Source organism: Ralstonia sp. VS2407 (genome assembly GCF_052950655.1).
In genome coordinates this window covers 298,272-314,937 of the sequence record NZ_JBRFVG010000006.1, presented here as the reverse complement: position 1 = coordinate 314,937, position 16,666 = coordinate 298,272, and the positions used below count along the sequence as shown (strand labels likewise).

Genomic DNA, 16,666 nt, shown 5'->3' with positions numbered 1-16,666 from the left:
CAACTACATCGAGATGTTCTACAACCCAACACGGCGCCATTCGAGCGCCAACGGACTATCACCGGTAGAGTTCGAACAACGTCATTCCCAACGGCTCGGGGGTGTCTAGGAAAGTCGGGGCGATTCAATTGGTGTTCTGGACTCGACGGTTGAGGCTCGGAACCCGGCGTGTCAGGCTTTTTGCTCGGCATTTGAGGTTCGGAACTCGGCGATTCGAGTTCGGAACCCGACGCACGGCGTTCTGGACTCCACGAACGCGCTCCGATTTGGCCGCCGCGACAAACCGCAACTTGCCGCCGCTGCTCGCCACCCCTAAACTCTGTCCCGCTCGCGCAAACCAAGCGCAGCCGGGACTGCAATCCCGAATCAAGACAAATCCGCGAGTGCCGTTAGGCCCTTGCGTGCCGTCGTTCGCCTATATGGGCCGGGCCCGGCAGGGAGGGCTTCGGCCCTGCCGATTTTTTGGTTTGTTTTGATCGGTATTGCAGACCTTGTCGTGTGCCCGCCCACCCTCACCGGTGGGTGGCTCCTCACTCAACCAGAGGCAAGACAATGGATCAACCGACCCAAGCCGTACCCATCCCACGCGGGCATCGCTCCGCAAATTGCTGTTCCACCTGCATCGCGCAACGTCCTCCGTCCGGAGGTGCCCGATGAGCATCGACAACCCGATCCTGTATGCACAAGGCGCCCTGAGCGCGCAGGATTATCTGCGGCGCACGCAGATGCACATGAAAATGCACCGGCAGTTCGAGCCCCATACGCTGCGCTTTCAGTATCAGTTCCACGTCAAGGACAAGGCCCTCGATTACCAGGCCGGGTTCATGGACGCGATTGGGGCCTACATGCTGACCACGCTCGATGGCGTGACAGTTGACCTGTACCGGTGGGAAGTGCTGCAAGTGCTGGACCGCGTGAACCGCAAGAAGAAATAACTAAAACAGCAGTACAAGCGAACCCGCGACGGGCGGGGGCGCTAGCGGAGACCGAATTTTTTCGCAGGGAGCAGTAGCCCGTTAAGCAGGTGACGACGGACTCCAACAAGCCATCAGTGCAGCGGGAAATCCGGATGCCAATGATCCAGTTTCAATCCCACCCCTCCACGCCCGGCACCCGCATCCCCTCCACCTCCGGCAAGTCAATCCCAAAGTACTCAGCCAAGAGCCCACGCAACGCGCGCCGGTCTTCCAGTTCGAACCTGTACGGTGTATTCCCGCGCCAGATCGTGGCGTCCCGATTCATCACCGTCACGCGCCCTTCGTCGGTCAACGAGCGCATCAGGATGCGGTTCATGAACGGTGATGCCGGATACGTGCTCGTGTAGTGGTTCGCCATTTCGAAATCGATCGGGTAGTCCTGCTCCAGCGTGGTCACCCATGCATCGACGGGCGTGTCGCTGCGCACCTGGGCGCGGAGTGTCCAATGGTCTTTGTCGCGCACCATCCAGTGCAACTCGCCGTCGATATTGGCTTGCGTGCCGTCCAGGGGCACAGGCACACGCGGGGCCAGCGAGCCAAAGCCGGGATCGACGACGAAGGTGCCTTCGGGCAGCGGCACCGTCAGGAACATGTGGGTGCGCGGTGCCTCCGTGCGCGGGAAGAGCAGGACCACGCGCGACGAGTGGCGGGTCGGCTGAAAGCCAAGCTGCTCCAGCACGGCTGCAAACAAGGTGGCGTGCTCGAAGCAGTAGCCACCGCGGCGTGCGTGAACGAGCTTGTTCTGCAGGCTTTCCAGGTCGATGCGGATGCCGCGCCCGAGCAGCACGTCGAGGTTCTCAAACGGAATGTGCCGCATGTGCGCGTGCACCAACTGCGCGAGCGTGTCGTAGCTGGGGCGGGTGCTTCCGCCCCATTGGATGCGGTTGAAGTAGGCGTCCAGGTTGAGTTGCGATGTCACGTGTTGTCTCCTTGTGCGCCCGGGGGTGACGCTACGTCAGCCCGGTTTGCGGCGGCGGAATTGCTGTTCGGTTACGGTGCTGCCCCACTGCGTGCCGGCCTCTTCCTGCGTGAGTTGAAAGCCGAACGATTCGTACAGGTGGCGGGCTGCGTCCAAGCCTTTGAAGGTATTGAGGTAGGTCTCGTCAAAGCGCTCGTCGACAAAGCGCATGGCTTGCGACATGAGCTTACGGCCAATGCCGGTGCCGCGCAGTGAATCATCCACGATGAACCAGCGCAGGTGTGCAACGCGCGTGTCCGAGTTTCCGTCAATGGCGAGGGATGCAAGGCTGCGGCCGTTTTCCACGCACAACCAGAGCGCCTTGTTGGCGTCGGGCAAGGTTTGCGCAAAGTCGGCGAGTTCCTTGGCGACGCGGCGCTCGAAGAACACGCCAAAGCCCCAGTGCTGCGCATAGAACCGGCCATGCAGGCTGGCGATGTCCCCAATGCAGCCGGGCACGTAGCCCTGCACGATCTGGGGGCCGGCATCGGCGGGCGCTTGCGCGGGCTTGTGGTCGTTGTCATCGGCCAGCGCGCTGACGTATTGCGACAGCGATGCGACAAGCCGCTGCTGATCCGCCGGGGTCAGGTGGCGCAGCGCGTTGGAGACCTGATCGGAGGCGAATGCGTCGATCTTGCGGCGCACTTGCTGGCCGCTCTTGGTGAGATGCAGCTCGGAAGATCGGGCGTCGTCGGCGCAGGTGCGGCGTTCGACCAGCCCGGCGGATTCGAGCCGGGTGACCTGGCGGCTGGTGCTGGATTTGTCCAGCCGCAGGCGTTCGGCCAGGTCGCGTGCCTGGATGCCGGGCGTGCCGGCAATCTCAAGAATCGCGTGCACGGCAGACGGCGGCAGGTCGCTCTCAGCCAGCGTGTTGCGCATGAAGCCGAGTTCGCGAACGAGCTTGCGCGAAATCTCCCGCAGCTCGCGGATGGTTTGCTCGCGTGATTGCGTGGGCGCTTCAATGAAGTCCATACCGGCCTCGATTAGTTGTTTCGCGCAACCAATATAGTTGCACGAAACAACCTTTTCAAGGCGCGGCGGTGCTGCGGCGGGCAGCGCCTAAAGGGCTTGTCGCCAGTGCTCAGGCAAACGCGGGCCGGCTGGCTCCATCTGACAGACGGAATACCGACACCGCGCGGCGCAGCGTCGTCGCCTGCTCTTCCAGCGATTGCGCTGCCGCTGCGGCCTGCTCGACCAACGCGGCGTTCTGCTGCGTGACTTCGTCCATCTGCGTGACGGCCTGGTTGACCTGCTCGATACCCCGGCTTTGCTCGGCAGAGGCGGCGGCAATCTCAGCCACGATCTCCGACACGCGGCGGATGGCATCCTTCACTTCGCTCATGGTCTCGCCCACCGCAGCGGCCTGTTGCGAGCCCGCCTGCACCACGGCAACGGAGTCGCCAATCAGCCCCTTGATTTCCTTGGCGGCGGAGGCCGAGCGTTGCGCAAGCGTGCGCACCTCGCTGGCGACGACGGCAAAGCCCCTGCCCTGCTCGCCGGCGCGCGCGGCTTCCACAGCGGCATTCAACGCGAGGATGTTGGTCTGGAAGGCGATGCCTTCAATCAGCCCCGTGATCTCGGAAATCTTGCCCGAGCTGGTGCTGATCTGGTCGATCGTGCCGACCATGGCCTGCACGGCCTCGTTGCCAGCCTGCGCGATGGTGCTGGCGCTGGAGGCAAGGCTGTCGGCCTGAGCGGCGTTCTCGGCGTTCTGTTTCACGGTCTCAGTCAACTGCGTCATGCTCGACGCGGTTTCCTCCAGCGATGCGGCCTGCTGCTCCGTGCGGGCAGACAGATCAATGTTGCCTGCCGCAATTTCCTTGGACGCCACCGTCACGGATTCGGCCGATACCTTGATGCCGCGCACCGTCTCGGTCAACTGCCGATCCATCGTGCGCAGTGCGGCGAGCAACTCACCAAACTCGCCTTGCGTGTCGATCACGATGTTGTTTTCCAATTGCCCACCGGCAATGTGGTTGGCAACGTCCACGGCGCGGCTGAGCGGGCGAGAAATTGCGCGCAGCAGATACCAGCACATGCCCACACCCACCGCAAACCCTGCGCACACCAGCACAACGGCCATGCTGAAGATAGAGCGGTAGGTGGCTTCGCTATCGTCGACGGACGACTTGGCCTCTTCCAGGTTGACGGCAATGTCTTTTGTGAGCAGGTCGCTCACGGCCTGTCCGGAGGAGGCATGGCGGTTGATGATCTGCGCCGCCGCGTCGTGGTGGCCGGTTTGCAGAGCCTCAATCGCTTCATTCGTTGCGGTGTTGAATTGCGGCAGGGCGTCGTTGATCTTGCTGGCGACATCGCGTTCTTGTTCGCTCGTCACGCTGGCGGGGTAGTACTGCTTCCACGCGCCGTTGATCTTGTCCAGATCCGCACGTACGGTGCGCACGGCCGCCGCGACCTGCGCTGCATCGTCCGTGAAAACCTGCGCGCGCCGCAGTTGCAGGCGTATATCCAGTTGCCTGCTGCGAAGCTCGGCAAGCTGCGCGATGGGCAGCGTGTTGCTGGTATATGCAGCGTTGATGTTGGCGTTCAGGCGCATCATGCCCCGCACCCCAAACACACCGGTGGCCAGCAGCAGCACCAGACACAGACCAAACGCCCCGAGCAACTTGAAGCGCACCGAATGCACGATAGACGGCATGATTTCCCCCCGGCTTGTTTATCCGGAGGCACGTGCTCCGGATTTATGCATGTTCTACATCTGCATATCGGTAGGCCGCGAAATACCTTAAGTGCGTGAGGCAAAGCGCCCACATCGCGCCCTGCACCGGTGCATGCATTACGGATTCGAGTGCGTGAGGGGAGACATCCGAGGGTCGGCCCGCTCGAGCGACGGGCCGACTTCGAGCAGGAAGAATGCGTGCGCCTAGTTGAACGGTGGCACGGCGTGCGACTGCATGAGCATGGCCGAGGCAGGCGTGTCCTTGGCCGGTTCGTTTGACCGCTGCGCCGGCCTGTGCGGGCTGGACGGCGGCAATGACGCCCCCCGTTGCACGCGGCCCAGGAAACGCTGCATGAGGCAGAACACGCACAGCAACACCCCAATGGCGATGCGCGCCCACCACGAGCTGAGTGTGCCGTCAAAGGTGATCAACGACTGGATGACGCCCAGCAACAGCACGCCCACCACACTGCCGCTGATGAGCCCCACACCGCCGGTGAGCAACGTGCCGCCGACCACGGTGGCGGCAATGGCATCCAGCTCCATGCCCTGCGCGTGCAGGCCGTAGCCGGAGAGCATGTAGAACGTGACCAGCACGCCGCCCAATGCCGAGCAGAAACCGCTGAGCACATAAACGAGGATGCGCGTGCGCGCCACCGGCAAGCCCATCAGCAATGCAGAGCGTTCATTGCCGCCCAGCGCATAGACCGTACGCCCGAAGCGGCTGCAATGCGCGAGCCACGCCGCAGCGGCAAACACCACCAACGCAATCACCACGCTGGGCGACACGTAGTTGCCGCCGCCCACCTGGATCTTGTATTGCGACAGCGTGGTGTAGATCGGGTCGGTAATGCTGATCGAATCAATGCTGATGAGGTAGCACAGCCCCCGCGCGAGGAACATGCCGCCCAGCGTGACGATGAACGGCTGGATGCGGAACACCTGGATCAGTACGCCCATCATCAAGCCGAACAGGCACCCGACAGCCAGCACGAGCGGCACCACCACGCCAATCGACCAGCCGTGATGTTCGACCAGCGCGGCGGAGATCATGGTGGTCAGCGCCACCACCGCCCCCACTGACAGATCGATGCCGCCCGACAGAATGACGAACGTCATGCCAATGGCAACGACCATCAGGAACGCGTTGTCGATCAGCAGATTGAGAAACACCTGCACGCTGAAGAAGCCCGTGTAAGTCACGGACCCGAAGCCGAACAACAGCGCAAACAGGAACAACGTGACGTAGAACGGCAAGCGCCGTGGATTGATTCTCATGACTGCGCCCCTGCACGGCCTTGGCGTTGAAAGAACATGCCGCGAAACGCTTCCGATTGCGCCAGGCACACGGCAAACACCACCACGGCTTTCACCACGAGGTTGATCTCGGGTGGCACGCCCATGGAGTAGATCGCATAGGTGAGCGTCTGAATGATGAGCGCGCCGATCACGCTGCCCCACAGGCTGAACTTGCCGCCCGCCAGCGAAGTGCCACCCAGCGTGACGGCCAGGATGGCGTCAAGCTCCAGCAGCAACCCGGCGTTGTTGCCGTCCGCGCTCTTGACGTTGGAGCAGATGATGAGCCCGGCAACGCCGGCCATGGCGCCGCAGAACGCATAGATGCCAAACAGCAGCGCCTTGGTGTTCAGCCCGGCAAGCCGCGCGGCCACGGGGTTGATGCCGACGGCCTCGATAAACAGGCCCAGCGCCGTGCGATGCATCAACAGCAGCAAGAGGCCCAGCACAGCGGCGGCGATGTACAGCCCGAACGGCAGCCCGAACAGATAGCCGTTGCCCACGAAGAAGAACGGCTCGTAGTAGACGGTGATGATCTGCCCGCCGGTGATGAGCTGCGCCACGCCGCGACCGGCCACCATCAGGATCAGCGTGGCAATGATGGGTTGCATGCCAGCACCGGCCACCAGCAGGCCATTCCATAGGCCGCACACCAGCGCTGCGCCCACGGCAGCCAGCAATGCCAGCAGCAGCGGCACCTTGGTCACATACACGGGAACGCCGTTCTGCACGACCAGCGTGCCGCCGATGAGCGATGCCGCAATGGCGCCGGAAATGGCCACCACCGCGCCCACCGAAATATCGATGCCACCCACGGCGATCACCAGCGTCATGCCAAGCGATACGAGCATCAGCGGCGCCGCGCGGTTGAGGATGTCGATCAGGCTGCCGTACAGGTGCCCGCCGCGAATATCGAGGTGAAAGAAATGCGGGTTGAACCACGCATTGAGTAGACACAGCAGGAGTAGCGTCACGCACGGCCAGAACAATCGGTGGCTGGTGAGTGCGCGCAGGCGGGCGGAGTTCATGCGGCGCCTCCGGTAGTGGTGGACTGGGTGTTGGACTGGCTCGCGGGCACGTCGCCGCCGGCAATCACGTGGCACAGGTTGTCTTCCGTCACATCGGCGCCGGCCAGCTCGCCCACTTTCTTGCGATCGCGCAGGATGGCCAGCCGATGGCTTACGCGCAGCACCTCCGGTAGCTCGCTGGAGATGAACAGGATGGCCATGCCCTTGCGGCACTGCGCGGTCACCAGGTCCATGATGTCGAGCTTGGCGGCAATGTCGATGCCGCGCGTGGGCTCATCCAGGATCAGCATGGCGGGGTCGGTCGCCAGCCAGCGCGCGAGCACGGCCTTCTGCTGGTTACCGCCCGAGAGTTGGCCGATGGGCTTTTCAGCGTCGGGCGTTTTGATGCCGAGCTGGGCGATGTACTGGTCGGCAATCTCGCGCTGGCGCTTCTTAGGCAGATAGCGGAACAGCCCACGCTTGGCCTGCAGCGCGAGGATGATGTTTTCGCGAATCGACAGCTCCGCAATGATGCCTTCGGTCTTGCGGTCTTCCGGGCAGAAGCCGATGCCCTGGCGGATGGCGTCACGCGGCGAGCTGAACTGGTGCGACTGGCCCTGCACGTTGATCGAGCCCGCGTCGTTGCGGTCGACACCGAACAGCAGCCGCGCGGTCTCGGTACGGCCCGAGCCCAGCAGGCCGCCCAGGCCCAGCACCTGCCCGGGGCGAACATCCAGATCGAGCGGCTGCACGACGCCACGGCGGCCCATGCCGCGCGCGCTGAGGAATGCGGGCGCAGTGTCATCCACGGCCGGCACCTCGGTGCGCTCGAAGCGGCTCGCATCAATGTCGCGCCCGACCATCTTGTTGATCAGTTGCAGTTGCGGCAGATCGCGCGCGGCGTATTCGCCTTCCAGCCGGCCGTTGCGCAGCACGGTAATGCGGTCAGCAATCGCGTACGTCTGCTCCAGAAAATGCGTGACGAACAGCACGGCCATGCCGCGTGCCTTGAGCGTGCGGATGGCTGCGAACAGCCTGGCCACTTCATCGTCGTCCAGGCTCGAGGTGGGCTCGTCCAGGATCAGGATGCGGGCTTCGGTGGAGAGCGCGCGTGCAATCGCCACCATCTGCTGAATGGCCACCGGATACAGCGACAGCGGCAGCGTCACGTCGATGTGGATGTTCAGATCAGCAAGCAGCGCCTGCGCCGCCCGGTTGGTGGCGCGCCAGTCGATGCTGCCCAGCCGCATGGGAAAGCGGCCGATGTGGATGTTCTCCGCCACGGTCAGGTTCGGGCAGAGGTTGACCTCCTGATACACCGTGCTGATACCGAGCTTTTGTGCCTCCAGCGGAGAGCCTGGAGCGATGGGCTGACCGCCGAGGACGATCTCGCCGGCATCGGGCGCTTCAACACCAGTCAGCACCTTGATGAGCGTCGACTTGCCGGCGCCGTTCTGCCCCATCAGCGCATGCACCTCACCGGGCAACAAGCGGAAATCGACCCCGGCCAGCGCCTGCACGCCGGGAAAATTCTTGCAGATGCCGCGCATGTGCAGCAGCGCGCCGCGTGCATCTGTCGCGGCGGGTTGATCAACGTGATCCGACATGGGTGTCACCTGTTAACGTGGCGCAGCCGGCAGGGCAAGTCACCGTAACTCGCGCTGCCGGCATGCTCCACTTCAGCTAAGGGCTTGCGAACGCAATTGAGTACGCAATACGCAGTACTCAGTACTTGCGGTTCGGGAACTCCTTGGCCGCCACGTCCATCGGGAAGATGCCTTCCTTGGTGACGATGCGCTTGGGCACGGTCTTGCCCGCCAGCACGGCGCGCGCGGTATCCATCAGTTGCGGCCCGAGCAGCGGGCTGCATTCCACCGTCACGTTCAGCTTGCCGGCCATCATGGCTTCAAACGCGCCCTTCACGCCGTCAATGGAAATGATGGTGATGTCCTTGCCCGGCTTGAGCCCGGCCTCTTCAATGGCCTGGATGGCGCCGATGGCCATGTCGTCGTTGTGCGCGAACAGCACGTTGATCTTCTTGCCCTCGGCCTTGAGGAAGGCTTCCATCACTTCCTTGCCCTTGGCGCGGGTGAAGTCGCCCGTTTGCGAACGGATGATCTTGTAGTGCGGGTCGGCCTTGATGATTTCTTCAAACCCGCGCTTGCGGTCGATGGCGGGCGCGGAGCCCACGGTGCCTTGCAGCTCGACGATGTTCACGTCGCCGCCCTTGGGCTTGACGTTTTCCAGCAGCCAGCGGCCCGCCTTGCGGCCTTCCTCGACGAAATCCGAACCGATGAACGTGGTGTAGAGCGAGGGGTCCTTGCTGTCGATACCGCGGTCGGTGAGGATGACCGGAATCTTGGCGGCCTTGGCCTCTTGCAGCACGGTGTCCCAACCAGATTCCACCACCGGCGAGAACGCAATGATGTCGACCTTCTGCGCGATGTACGAGCGGATCGCCTTGATCTGGTTTTCCTGCTTCTGCTGCGCGTCGGAGAACTTGAGGTTCACGCCCTGCGCCTTGGCCGTCGATTTGATGGATTCCGAATTGGCGGTGCGCCATTCGCTCTCTGCGCCTACCTGGGCAAAGCCCATGGTGAACGACTTGTCAGCCGCGTGAGCCGCTGTGGTCAAGCCCGTGGCCAGCAGCACACCGGCTGCGGCCAGGAAGGTCAACACGGTCCGTCTGGCGCTCGCAGCGCTCGTTTTTTCCATCGTTTGTCTCCGTTATGGTGGAACGCAGCCGGAAACTGCCCCCGGGGCTGCGCACGTCGTCTTTGCAACGCGGTACACGAGTCAAACCCGGCATGTGGCGCCCGTCTTCCCTTGCCGGTGATTCGTGGTGAGCCATGGTATTGACAGCCTGACATGACCGTCTAATGTTTTTTTGGGGGTCAAGTGATATCCGTTTTGATATCAGAGACACGTTTGCGCATCGTGCAGCGCACCAAAATCGCGCAAGGTGACGGCACCCGTGCGGCCCATTCAGCCAGAACTGTGGCGGTGGCGCATGCCAAAAACCGAGCATGCATATCGAAAAAGCTTCGTTCCTCTGAATGCGGCTGCTTCTTAGACTGGGCGCACTTGTTATGACGAGTTCCGCGCCCGATGACGACTCTCAATCTGCACCGCCAACCGGCTCCGCCGCTCTATGAGCGCATCAAGGGCACGCTGCGCGAGGGCATTCTCAGCGGCCACTACGCGCCGGCCTCGCTGCTGCCTTCGGAAGCGGCGCTGGGCGAGCAGTTCAACGCCAGCCGCATCACCGTGCGTCAGGCACTGGCCGATCTGCAGAACGAAGGGCTGATCTTCCGCCGCCACGGAAAAGGCACGTTTGTGAGCCAGCCGAAGGCCTTTCAGAACGTGACGGCACTGCAGGGCTTTGCCGAGGCGATGTCGGCACAAGGTCACGCCATTCGCAATCGCGTGCTGAAGTTGCGGACCGTCCCCGCACCGACCGATGTGGCGCAGGCATTGCAACTGGCGCCCGGTACGGCCGTCACGGAGTTGCATCGCGTGCGGTTGCTGGACCAGTTGCCAGTTTCCCTTGAAGTGACGTGGCTGCCGGGAGCGCTGGGCAGCATCGTTGGCCGGGCGGACCTCGTCACGCGCGATGTGTTTCTTGTGCTGGAGCAGGACGCGGGCGTGGCGCTGGGCCATGCGACGCTGGCCATCGATGCGGCATCGGCCGATCACGCCACAGCCACGGCGCTCGACACAGGCGCAGGCGCGGCACTGCTGCGCGTGGAACGCCTGACGCATGACGCACAAGGTACGCCCATCGACTTTGAGCGCCTCTATTTTCGCGGCGACGCCTTCCAGTACCGGCTCCGGCTGGATCGGCAGGTGGCGGCGCGTGCGCAATCCATCCTTCCCCTGCAAGGCACTGTATGAACACGTTGGAACTGGACTACGACCTCGTCGTCGTGGGCGGCGGCACGGCCGGCCCGATGGCAGCCATCAAGGCAAAAGAGCGCAACCCCGCACTGCGTGTGCTGTTGATCGACAAGGCGCATGTGAAGCGAAGCGGCGCCATCTCGATGGGCATGGACGGGCTGAACAATGCGATCATTCCCGGGCATGCCACGCCGGAGCAATACACGCGCGAGATCACGCTGGCCAACGATGGCATCGTCGATCAATCGGCCGTGTACGCGTATGCACAGCACAGCTTTGCCACCATCGAACAGCTCGACCGCTGGGGCGTGAAGTTCGAGAAGGACGAAACGGGCGACTACGCCGTCAAGAAAGTCCATCACATGGGAAGCTACGTGCTGCCGATGCCCGAGGGGCACGACATCAAGAAGGTGCTGTATCGGCAGCTCAAGCGTGCCCGGGTGGAGATCACGAACCGCATCGTCGTCACGCGTGTGCTGACGGATGCCGATGGCGCGGCCTGCGGCGTGCTCGGCTTCGATTGCCGCACGGCGGATTTCCTCGTGGTGCGCGCAAAGGCCGTGGTGCTGAGCTGCGGCGCCGCCGGGCGGCTTGGCCTGCCGGCTTCCGGCTATCTGATGGGCACGTACGAGAACCCCACCAACGCCGGCGATGGCTATGCGATGGCGTATCACGCGGGCGCGGAGCTTTCCAATCTGGAATGCTTCCAGATCAACCCACTCATCAAGGATTACAACGGCCCCGCCTGCGCGTATGTGACCGGCCCGCTGGGCGGCTACACAGCCAACGCGCGCGGTGAACGCTTCATCCAGTGCGACTACTGGAGTGGCCAGATGATGTGGGAGTTCTATCAGGAACTGCAGGGCGGCAAGGGACCGGTGTTTCTCAAGCTCGACCACCTGGCCGAAGAAACCATCCAGACCATCGAGACCATCCTGCACACCAACGAGCGCCCCAGCCGTGGCCGCTTCCATGCCGGGCGCGGCACCGATTACCGCACGCAGATGGTAGAGATGCACATCTCGGAAATCGGCTTCTGCAGCGGGCACAGCGCGTCTGGCGTGTATGTGAATGCGCGCGCGGAAACGACCGTGCCAGGCCTTTACGCGGCGGGCGACATGGCCGCCGTGCCGCACAACTACATGCTCGGCGCATTCACGTACGGCTGGTTTGCGGGGCAGAACGCGGCGGACTACATCGCCGGCCGGCAAGGCAGCGTCCGCCCCGATGGCGGACAGATCAAACGCGAACATGCGCGCATCTTTGCGCCGCTGCAACGCGACCACGGTCTGGCCCCCGCGCAGGTGGAATACAAACTGCGCCGCATGGTGAACGATTACCTGCAGCCGCCCAAGGTCACGCGCAAGATGGAAATCGGCCTGCGCCGCTTCGACGAGATTGCCGAAGACATCACGCACCTGCACGCGCGCAACCCGCACGAGCTGATGCGCGCAATGGAAGTCAGCTTCATCCGCGATTGCGCCGAGATGGCCGCGCGCGCCTCGCTCTTCCGCACAGAGAGCCGCTGGGGCCTGTATCACCATCGCGTGGACTATCCCGAACGCGACGACGCCAACTGGTTCTGCCACACGCGCTTATACAAGGACGCACATGGCGCCATGGCCAGCCGCAAGCAGGCTGTTGAACCGTACGTCATCCCTGTCGATGCGCTTGGCACCGATTCCTACGCGCACATGCGCATTCCGAAGGCTGCATGACCATGCAACAGACGACCGTTCATTTCACCCATACGCCGCACGACATCGCCTCGCGCAGCAGCGCGCCCGTCACCATCGACGAAGCCAAGTGCATTGCCGACAAGGGCTGCACCGTGTGCGTCGACGTCTGCCCGCTCGACCTGCTCGCCATCGACCTGACCAAGGGCAAGGCCTTCATGCAATTCGACGAATGCTGGTACTGCATGCCCTGCGAGCAGGACTGCCCGACCGGCGCGGTGAAGGTCGACATCCCGTATCTGCTGCGTTGAGGTGGCAATGACGACAACCCTCCTGGCGCGCCTGCACGACGCAGACGCCGCCACCCGCCGCATCGCCCTCCTCCAGCTTGCAGATGAAGAGGATGCCGACGCCCTTCCCGATGTGATCACGCTACTTGCGCAGGACCCCTCGCCGGAAGTCCGCCTGGAAGCCGCGCGCATCCTGGCGACGTGGGAACAGCCGGTTACGGTAGCCGCACTCGCCCGCGCGTTGGAAGACGTGGATGGCACCGTGCGTGAGGCCGCGGCAATCGGCATCGCGGATTTGAAATCGCCCGACTCGGCACCCGCGCTGCTGCCTTACGTGGAACACGCAAGCGCCTTTGTACGCGCCGCTGCGTTGCGCGGGCTGCGTGAGTTGCGCGTGCCTGCAAGCGAAGCGCCCGCACTGCACGCTCTGCAAGACGCCGACGCCGCCGTGCGCCGCGAGGCCGTTGCAGTGCTCGGCTGGCGCAAGCATGTGGGCGCATTGCCTGCGCTGGCGGAACGCGCACGTCATGACGCGGATGGCGACGTGCGCCGTGCCGCAGTCGGCGCGCTCGGCCTTGCGACCGATGCCGCCGTGCTGCCCGCGCTGCTCGATGCGCTGCACGACACCGCCTGGCGCGTGCGTGAGGAGAGCGCCAACACGCTCGGCAAGCTGCGGGCGCTCGCTCCCGATGCGCATGTCACGCAGGCGTTGGTCGAAGTGCTGGCCGATGCGTATTGGCAAGTCCGCCTGCATGCAGCCCGCGCGCTCGGCCGTTGGCGTGCTGCGCATGCTGTTAACGTGCTCGCCGCGTTGCTCACGCACCCGATCAGTAATCTGCGCAAGGAAGCCGCGCTCGCCCTGGGCGAAATCGGCGAAGCCGTTGCCCTGCCCGCGCTGCACAGCGCAGAAACCGACAGCGATCCGGAGGTCGTCAAGGCCGTGCGGATCGCATTGACACAGATCGAGAGCGCCCGTGCTGCCGCCTGAGCGCATCGACAACGACATCGCACAAGGCCGGCTGTGGCTGCACTGGGCAGATGCCGTTGTCGCACTCCACCACGCGGCATTGCGCGGGGCGTGCCGCTGCGCGGAGTGCCAGTTCAAACGCCATCACGGCACGCCGATCAACGTGCCGGCCGCCGTGCGCGTTACCGCCGTCGAGCCCGCTGGTTACGGCGTGCAACTGGTGTTCAGCGATGGGCATGCGCGCGGCATCTATCCGTGGGCATATCTGGCGGAGTTGGCCGCAACTGCCGCAACTGCCTGACCTTGGCGGCCTCGCATCCATCAGAAGTTGCCGAACCGGCCAATCCAGGCGGCGGCGCCTTTGCTGTGCCCCTTGATTGCCGCATCCAGTTCAGCGCGCGTAAGCCCATTGGGCAGCGCGTCCGGCGCCAGATCGGTGGCGATCAGCACAAAGACGTAGTGGTGCATGCCCGTGCCCTTGGGCGGACACGGCCCAAGGTACGCTGGCTTGCCGATGGCGTTCTGGCCCATGCGCAAGGCACCGCCGGTGCCGGCACCTTCCGGCAGGCTCGTCTGCGTAGCGGGAATGCCATAGACCATCCAGTGGTTCACGCCCAGGCCACCGGCGCCCTGCGGGTCGGTGGCGATCAGCACGAGGCTGTTGGTGCCGGCCGGCACGTTGGACCAGTGCAGCGGCGGCGAGACGTTCTCGCCCGTGCAGTTGGCGTTGGCCGGGTTCTTGCCGGCGTATTTGCGGTCCATGACGCCGTTGTCGGCAAAGGCAGGCGATTCGACGGTGAACGTGGTATCGGCCTGTGCATACACGTGCGGCACGGCAGACAGGCACGCCAGCGACAACAACGCGCGAAACAGGGTTGGCTTCAAGGCAGGTCTCCTGGCAGGAAAGACGGCGAACGGGCATCACAATACGCGAATGCGCCGCGCCTGCGCAGAGACACCGGCGCACAGATCCCCGTCAGATTGCCGTGCGACAATACCGCGCCCCAGCACGCGCGTTTGCCGCGCGCTTTTGCCAGACCTGACCATAGGAGAACCGGACGCATGTTCGGCGATATCACGCGTTTTCTGCTCGACACGATCTTCTCGCTCTTTGGCGCCGCACTGCTGTTGCGCGCCTGGACGCAAGCGGTGCGGCTGTCGCCGCGCAATCCGCTGTCGCAGGCCATCTTCCAGTTGACCGGCTGGCTGGTGCACCCGCTGCGCCGGGTGATTCCGGCCACGGGCTACATCGATTGGTCGTCGCTGGTGGCGGCTTATGCCACGGCGCTTGTGTATCTGTTCCTGCTGCTGGCATCGGTGGGCGTGAGCCCGATGGCGCTCGTGCCGATGGGCTTTGTGGCAGCGCTCTTTACGGTGCTCAAGTGGGCGTTCAACGTGCTGGTGTGGGTGACCATTGCTTCGGCCGTCCTGTCATGGATGGGGCCGGCATCGCCCATGGGCGCGGTGCTCAACACGCTGGTCGACCCGCTGTTGCGCCCGATCCGCCGCGTAGTGCCCCCGCTGGGCGGGCGGCTGGATCTGTCTCCGCTGATCCTGCTGGTGATTGCGCAGGTGATCGTGATCGCGCTGTCGCATCTGTCGCTCTCGCCATTGTTCATGTGAGCGCGGCACGGGGCTTGCTCGACTGAGGGATATGCCGGCCGCGGCATCTGGCCGGCGACTCAGGAGGACATCATGAACGCATGGAAAACAGCGCTGGTGTGCGCAATTGCCGTGCTGGCGCCGACGCTCACCGCGTGTACGGCAGGTGGTGCAGTGGCAGGCGGTGTGGCCGGCCACGAACTCACGCATAGCACGGCCGGAACGATCGGGGGTGCCGCAGCAGGCGCCGTCATCGGCCACGAGCTGAGCAAGTAAACAAAACACCACAGCGGCTGACCAGCCGCTTTTTTTTTTAGGCTTGCGCAAACATGGCGCGGTAGGCACTGGGCGATGTGTGATAGGTCCGGCTGAAATGCTGCCGCAGCGATACCGCACTGCCGAATCCCGCCAGTTGCGCAATCGCTTCGACCGGCTGGCGCGTGGTCTCCAGCATGCGCTGCGCATAGGCCAGACGCTGCCCCAGCAACCATTGGCCGACGGTGGTGCCCGTCAGCTCACGAAAGCGCCGCGTGAAATTGCGCCGGCTCATGGCCGCACGCTCGGCCAGCGAATCGAGCGAATGTGGCTCCGCGAGGTTAGCCACCGTCCAGTTCAACAGATCCGACAGGCGATCACCGCCGGGCGCGTCGTGCAACGGTTGCTGGATGTACTGCGCCTGGCCGCCCTGCCTATGCGGCGCAACCACAAGGCGCCGTGCGATGCGGTTGGCCACCTCCGCGCCATGCCAACGGCGGACCAGATGCAGGCAGCAGTCCAGCCCGGCGGCCGTGCCTGCAGATGTCACCAGACGGCCGTCGGCAGCGTCCAGATACAGCACGTCAGGCAAAAGCTTCACGCGCGGGTAGCGCTGCGAAAACGCATCGGCAGCACTCCAATGCGTGGTCGCTTCATGGCCGTCGAGCACGCCAGCTTCGGCCAGCACAAACGCGCCCAGGCACAGGCCGACCACCGTGGCGCCGCGCGCGTAGGCGTCGCGCACCGCATTCACCATGGCCGCCGGGGGGCGCTCTTTCGTGTCGCGCCAAGACGGCATGATCAGCACGTCGGCGTGGGCTGCGTCTTCGAGCGTGAGATCGGTCTGCACGGCAAACCCGGCCGTGGTCCGCAGGCCGCCCTTTCTGGCGGGTTCGCCGGCACAGATCCGCAGGTTGTAGGACGGCAGCCCCGCCCAGATGCGGTCTTCAAACACAAGACATGGAACGGACAGGTGAAACGGGCTGATGTCATTGAAGGCGAGAACGGCGATTTCCCGTGGATGCTGGGGTTTCATACAGGCTCCGCGCTTTGGCCCGATTCTT

The 16,666-nt window shown here is 64.0% G+C and carries 18 protein-coding genes; 9 read left to right on the top strand and 9 right to left on the bottom strand.

The features are described from left to right. Both ACU8YE_RS13195 and ACU8YE_RS13190 read left to right on the top strand, forming a co-directional pair. The coding region (locus tag ACU8YE_RS13195) for an IS3 family transposase (RefSeq protein ID WP_322018241.1) at positions 1-109 on the top strand (109 nt) is incomplete at its 5' end. A gap of 544 nt (positions 110-653) precedes the next feature. Next, the gene (locus ACU8YE_RS13190) at positions 654-935 is read left to right on the top strand and encodes a hypothetical protein (protein WP_446928900.1); all 282 of its coding nucleotides are present in this window, start codon (positions 654-656) and stop codon (positions 933-935) included. 151 nt (positions 936-1,086) lie between these two features. On the opposite strand, the gene ACU8YE_RS13185 is transcribed toward ACU8YE_RS13190, so the two are convergent. From ACU8YE_RS13185 to ACU8YE_RS13155, 7 genes are all read right to left on the bottom strand, one after another. Continuing rightward, entirely contained in the window at positions 1,087-1,896 is an 810-nt protein-coding gene (locus ACU8YE_RS13185; RefSeq protein ID WP_440477218.1) for an arylamine N-acetyltransferase, read from the bottom strand. Between the two features lie 36 nt (positions 1,897-1,932). Continuing rightward, a complete protein-coding gene (locus tag ACU8YE_RS13180) occupies positions 1,933-2,907 on the bottom strand; it encodes a helix-turn-helix domain-containing GNAT family N-acetyltransferase (protein ID WP_446928899.1) in 975 nt (324 codons plus the stop codon). Between the two features lie 109 nt (positions 2,908-3,016). Continuing rightward, entirely contained in the window at positions 3,017-4,591 is a 1,575-nt protein-coding gene (locus ACU8YE_RS13175; protein ID WP_446928898.1) for a methyl-accepting chemotaxis protein, read from the bottom strand. A 225-nt stretch (positions 4,592-4,816) separates the two neighbouring features. Continuing rightward, positions 4,817-5,890, bottom strand: a complete 1,074-nt coding sequence (gene yjfF, locus ACU8YE_RS13170) for a galactofuranose ABC transporter, permease protein YjfF (protein ID WP_232039898.1) — start codon at positions 5,888-5,890, stop codon at positions 4,817-4,819. Next, positions 5,887-6,936, bottom strand: coding sequence for an ABC transporter permease (locus tag ACU8YE_RS13165; protein WP_232039899.1), 1,050 nt, complete (start codon positions 6,934-6,936; stop codon positions 5,887-5,889). The genes yjfF and ACU8YE_RS13165 overlap by 4 nt, the downstream gene beginning before the upstream one ends. Next, positions 6,933-8,522 carry a sugar ABC transporter ATP-binding protein gene (locus ACU8YE_RS13160; protein WP_414561793.1) on the bottom strand — a complete coding sequence of 530 codons (1,590 nt, stop codon included), beginning with the start codon at positions 8,520-8,522 and terminating at the stop codon, positions 6,933-6,935. The genes ACU8YE_RS13165 and ACU8YE_RS13160 overlap by 4 nt, the downstream gene beginning before the upstream one ends. Before the next feature lie 118 nt (positions 8,523-8,640). Continuing rightward, a complete protein-coding gene (locus tag ACU8YE_RS13155; protein WP_232039901.1) occupies positions 8,641-9,630 on the bottom strand; it encodes an ABC transporter substrate-binding protein in 990 nt (329 codons plus the stop codon). Between the two features lie 393 nt (positions 9,631-10,023). On the opposite strand from ACU8YE_RS13155, the gene ACU8YE_RS13150 reads away from it, so the two are divergent. The 5 genes from ACU8YE_RS13150 to ACU8YE_RS13130 are packed head-to-tail and all read left to right on the top strand — an operon-like array spanning position 10,024 to position 14,046. After that, positions 10,024-10,809 (top strand): GntR family transcriptional regulator, encoded by a 786-nt coding sequence (locus tag ACU8YE_RS13150; RefSeq protein ID WP_446928897.1) that lies wholly within the window; start codon positions 10,024-10,026, stop codon positions 10,807-10,809. Continuing rightward, on the top strand, positions 10,806-12,530 hold the full coding sequence (locus tag ACU8YE_RS13145) for a fumarate reductase/succinate dehydrogenase flavoprotein subunit (RefSeq protein WP_446928896.1): 1,725 nt from the start codon (positions 10,806-10,808) through the stop codon (positions 12,528-12,530). Before ACU8YE_RS13150 ends, ACU8YE_RS13145 begins: the two co-directional genes overlap by 4 nt. Positions 12,531-12,532: 2 nt before the next feature. Further along, on the top strand, positions 12,533-12,799 hold the full coding sequence (locus tag ACU8YE_RS13140) for a 4Fe-4S dicluster domain-containing protein (RefSeq protein WP_232040204.1): 267 nt from the start codon (positions 12,533-12,535) through the stop codon (positions 12,797-12,799). A 7-nt stretch (positions 12,800-12,806) separates the two neighbouring features. After that, positions 12,807-13,766 (top strand): HEAT repeat domain-containing protein, encoded by a 960-nt coding sequence (locus tag ACU8YE_RS13135; protein ID WP_446928895.1) that lies wholly within the window; start codon positions 12,807-12,809, stop codon positions 13,764-13,766. Next, a complete protein-coding gene (locus ACU8YE_RS13130) occupies positions 13,753-14,046 on the top strand; it encodes a DUF971 domain-containing protein (RefSeq protein ID WP_446928894.1) in 294 nt (97 codons plus the stop codon). The genes ACU8YE_RS13135 and ACU8YE_RS13130 overlap by 14 nt, the downstream gene beginning before the upstream one ends. Positions 14,047-14,066: 20 nt before the next feature. Here the strand turns inward: ACU8YE_RS13130 and ACU8YE_RS13125 are convergent, their stop codons facing one another. Next, positions 14,067-14,630: a YbhB/YbcL family Raf kinase inhibitor-like protein gene (locus tag ACU8YE_RS13125; protein ID WP_433867828.1), complete on the bottom strand. Its 564-nt coding sequence runs from the start codon at positions 14,628-14,630 to the stop codon at positions 14,067-14,069. Between the two features lie 177 nt (positions 14,631-14,807). Between ACU8YE_RS13125 and ACU8YE_RS13120 the strand changes: the two genes are divergently transcribed. Together ACU8YE_RS13120 and ACU8YE_RS13115 are read left to right on the top strand one after the other, a co-directional pair. Next, complete coding sequence (locus ACU8YE_RS13120; RefSeq protein WP_024978452.1) at positions 14,808-15,368, top strand: YggT family protein; 561 nt, start codon at positions 14,808-14,810, stop codon at positions 15,366-15,368. Between the two features lie 72 nt (positions 15,369-15,440). Then, positions 15,441-15,623 (top strand): glycine zipper 2TM domain-containing protein, encoded by a 183-nt coding sequence (locus tag ACU8YE_RS13115; RefSeq protein WP_092972145.1) that lies wholly within the window; start codon positions 15,441-15,443, stop codon positions 15,621-15,623. A 37-nt stretch (positions 15,624-15,660) separates the two neighbouring features. Here ACU8YE_RS13115 and ACU8YE_RS13110 read toward each other — a convergent pair whose 3' ends face one another. Next, positions 15,661-16,638, bottom strand: coding sequence for a GlxA family transcriptional regulator (locus tag ACU8YE_RS13110; protein WP_446928893.1), 978 nt, complete (start codon positions 16,636-16,638; stop codon positions 15,661-15,663). Between the last annotated feature and the right edge of the window lie 28 nt (positions 16,639-16,666).

Coding starts and splice junctions, on each gene's coding strand:
- ACU8YE_RS13120 (WP_024978452.1), top strand. CDS start 14,808: ATGTTCGGCGATATCACGCGTTTTCTGCTCGACACGATCTTCTCGCTC.
- ACU8YE_RS13110 (WP_446928893.1), bottom strand. CDS start 16,638: ATGAAACCCCAGCATCCACGGGAAATCGCCGTTCTCGCCTTCAATGAC.
- ACU8YE_RS13135 (WP_446928895.1), top strand. CDS start 12,807: ATGACGACAACCCTCCTGGCGCGCCTGCACGACGCAGACGCCGCCACC.
- ACU8YE_RS13140 (WP_232040204.1), top strand. CDS start 12,533: ATGCAACAGACGACCGTTCATTTCACCCATACGCCGCACGACATCGCC.
- ACU8YE_RS13180 (WP_446928899.1), bottom strand. CDS start 2,907: ATGGACTTCATTGAAGCGCCCACGCAATCACGCGAGCAAACCATCCGC.
- ACU8YE_RS13155 (WP_232039901.1), bottom strand. CDS start 9,630: ATGGAAAAAACGAGCGCTGCGAGCGCCAGACGGACCGTGTTGACCTTC.
- ACU8YE_RS13190 (WP_446928900.1), top strand. CDS start 654: ATGAGCATCGACAACCCGATCCTGTATGCACAAGGCGCCCTGAGCGCG.
- ACU8YE_RS13150 (WP_446928897.1), top strand. CDS start 10,024: ATGACGACTCTCAATCTGCACCGCCAACCGGCTCCGCCGCTCTATGAG.
- yjfF (WP_232039898.1), bottom strand. CDS start 5,890: ATGAGAATCAATCCACGGCGCTTGCCGTTCTACGTCACGTTGTTCCTG.
- ACU8YE_RS13145 (WP_446928896.1), top strand. CDS start 10,806: ATGAACACGTTGGAACTGGACTACGACCTCGTCGTCGTGGGCGGCGGC.
- ACU8YE_RS13115 (WP_092972145.1), top strand. CDS start 15,441: ATGAACGCATGGAAAACAGCGCTGGTGTGCGCAATTGCCGTGCTGGCG.
- ACU8YE_RS13175 (WP_446928898.1), bottom strand. CDS start 4,591: ATGCCGTCTATCGTGCATTCGGTGCGCTTCAAGTTGCTCGGGGCGTTT.
- ACU8YE_RS13160 (WP_414561793.1), bottom strand. CDS start 8,522: ATGTCGGATCACGTTGATCAACCCGCCGCGACAGATGCACGCGGCGCG.
- ACU8YE_RS13165 (WP_232039899.1), bottom strand. CDS start 6,936: ATGAACTCCGCCCGCCTGCGCGCACTCACCAGCCACCGATTGTTCTGG.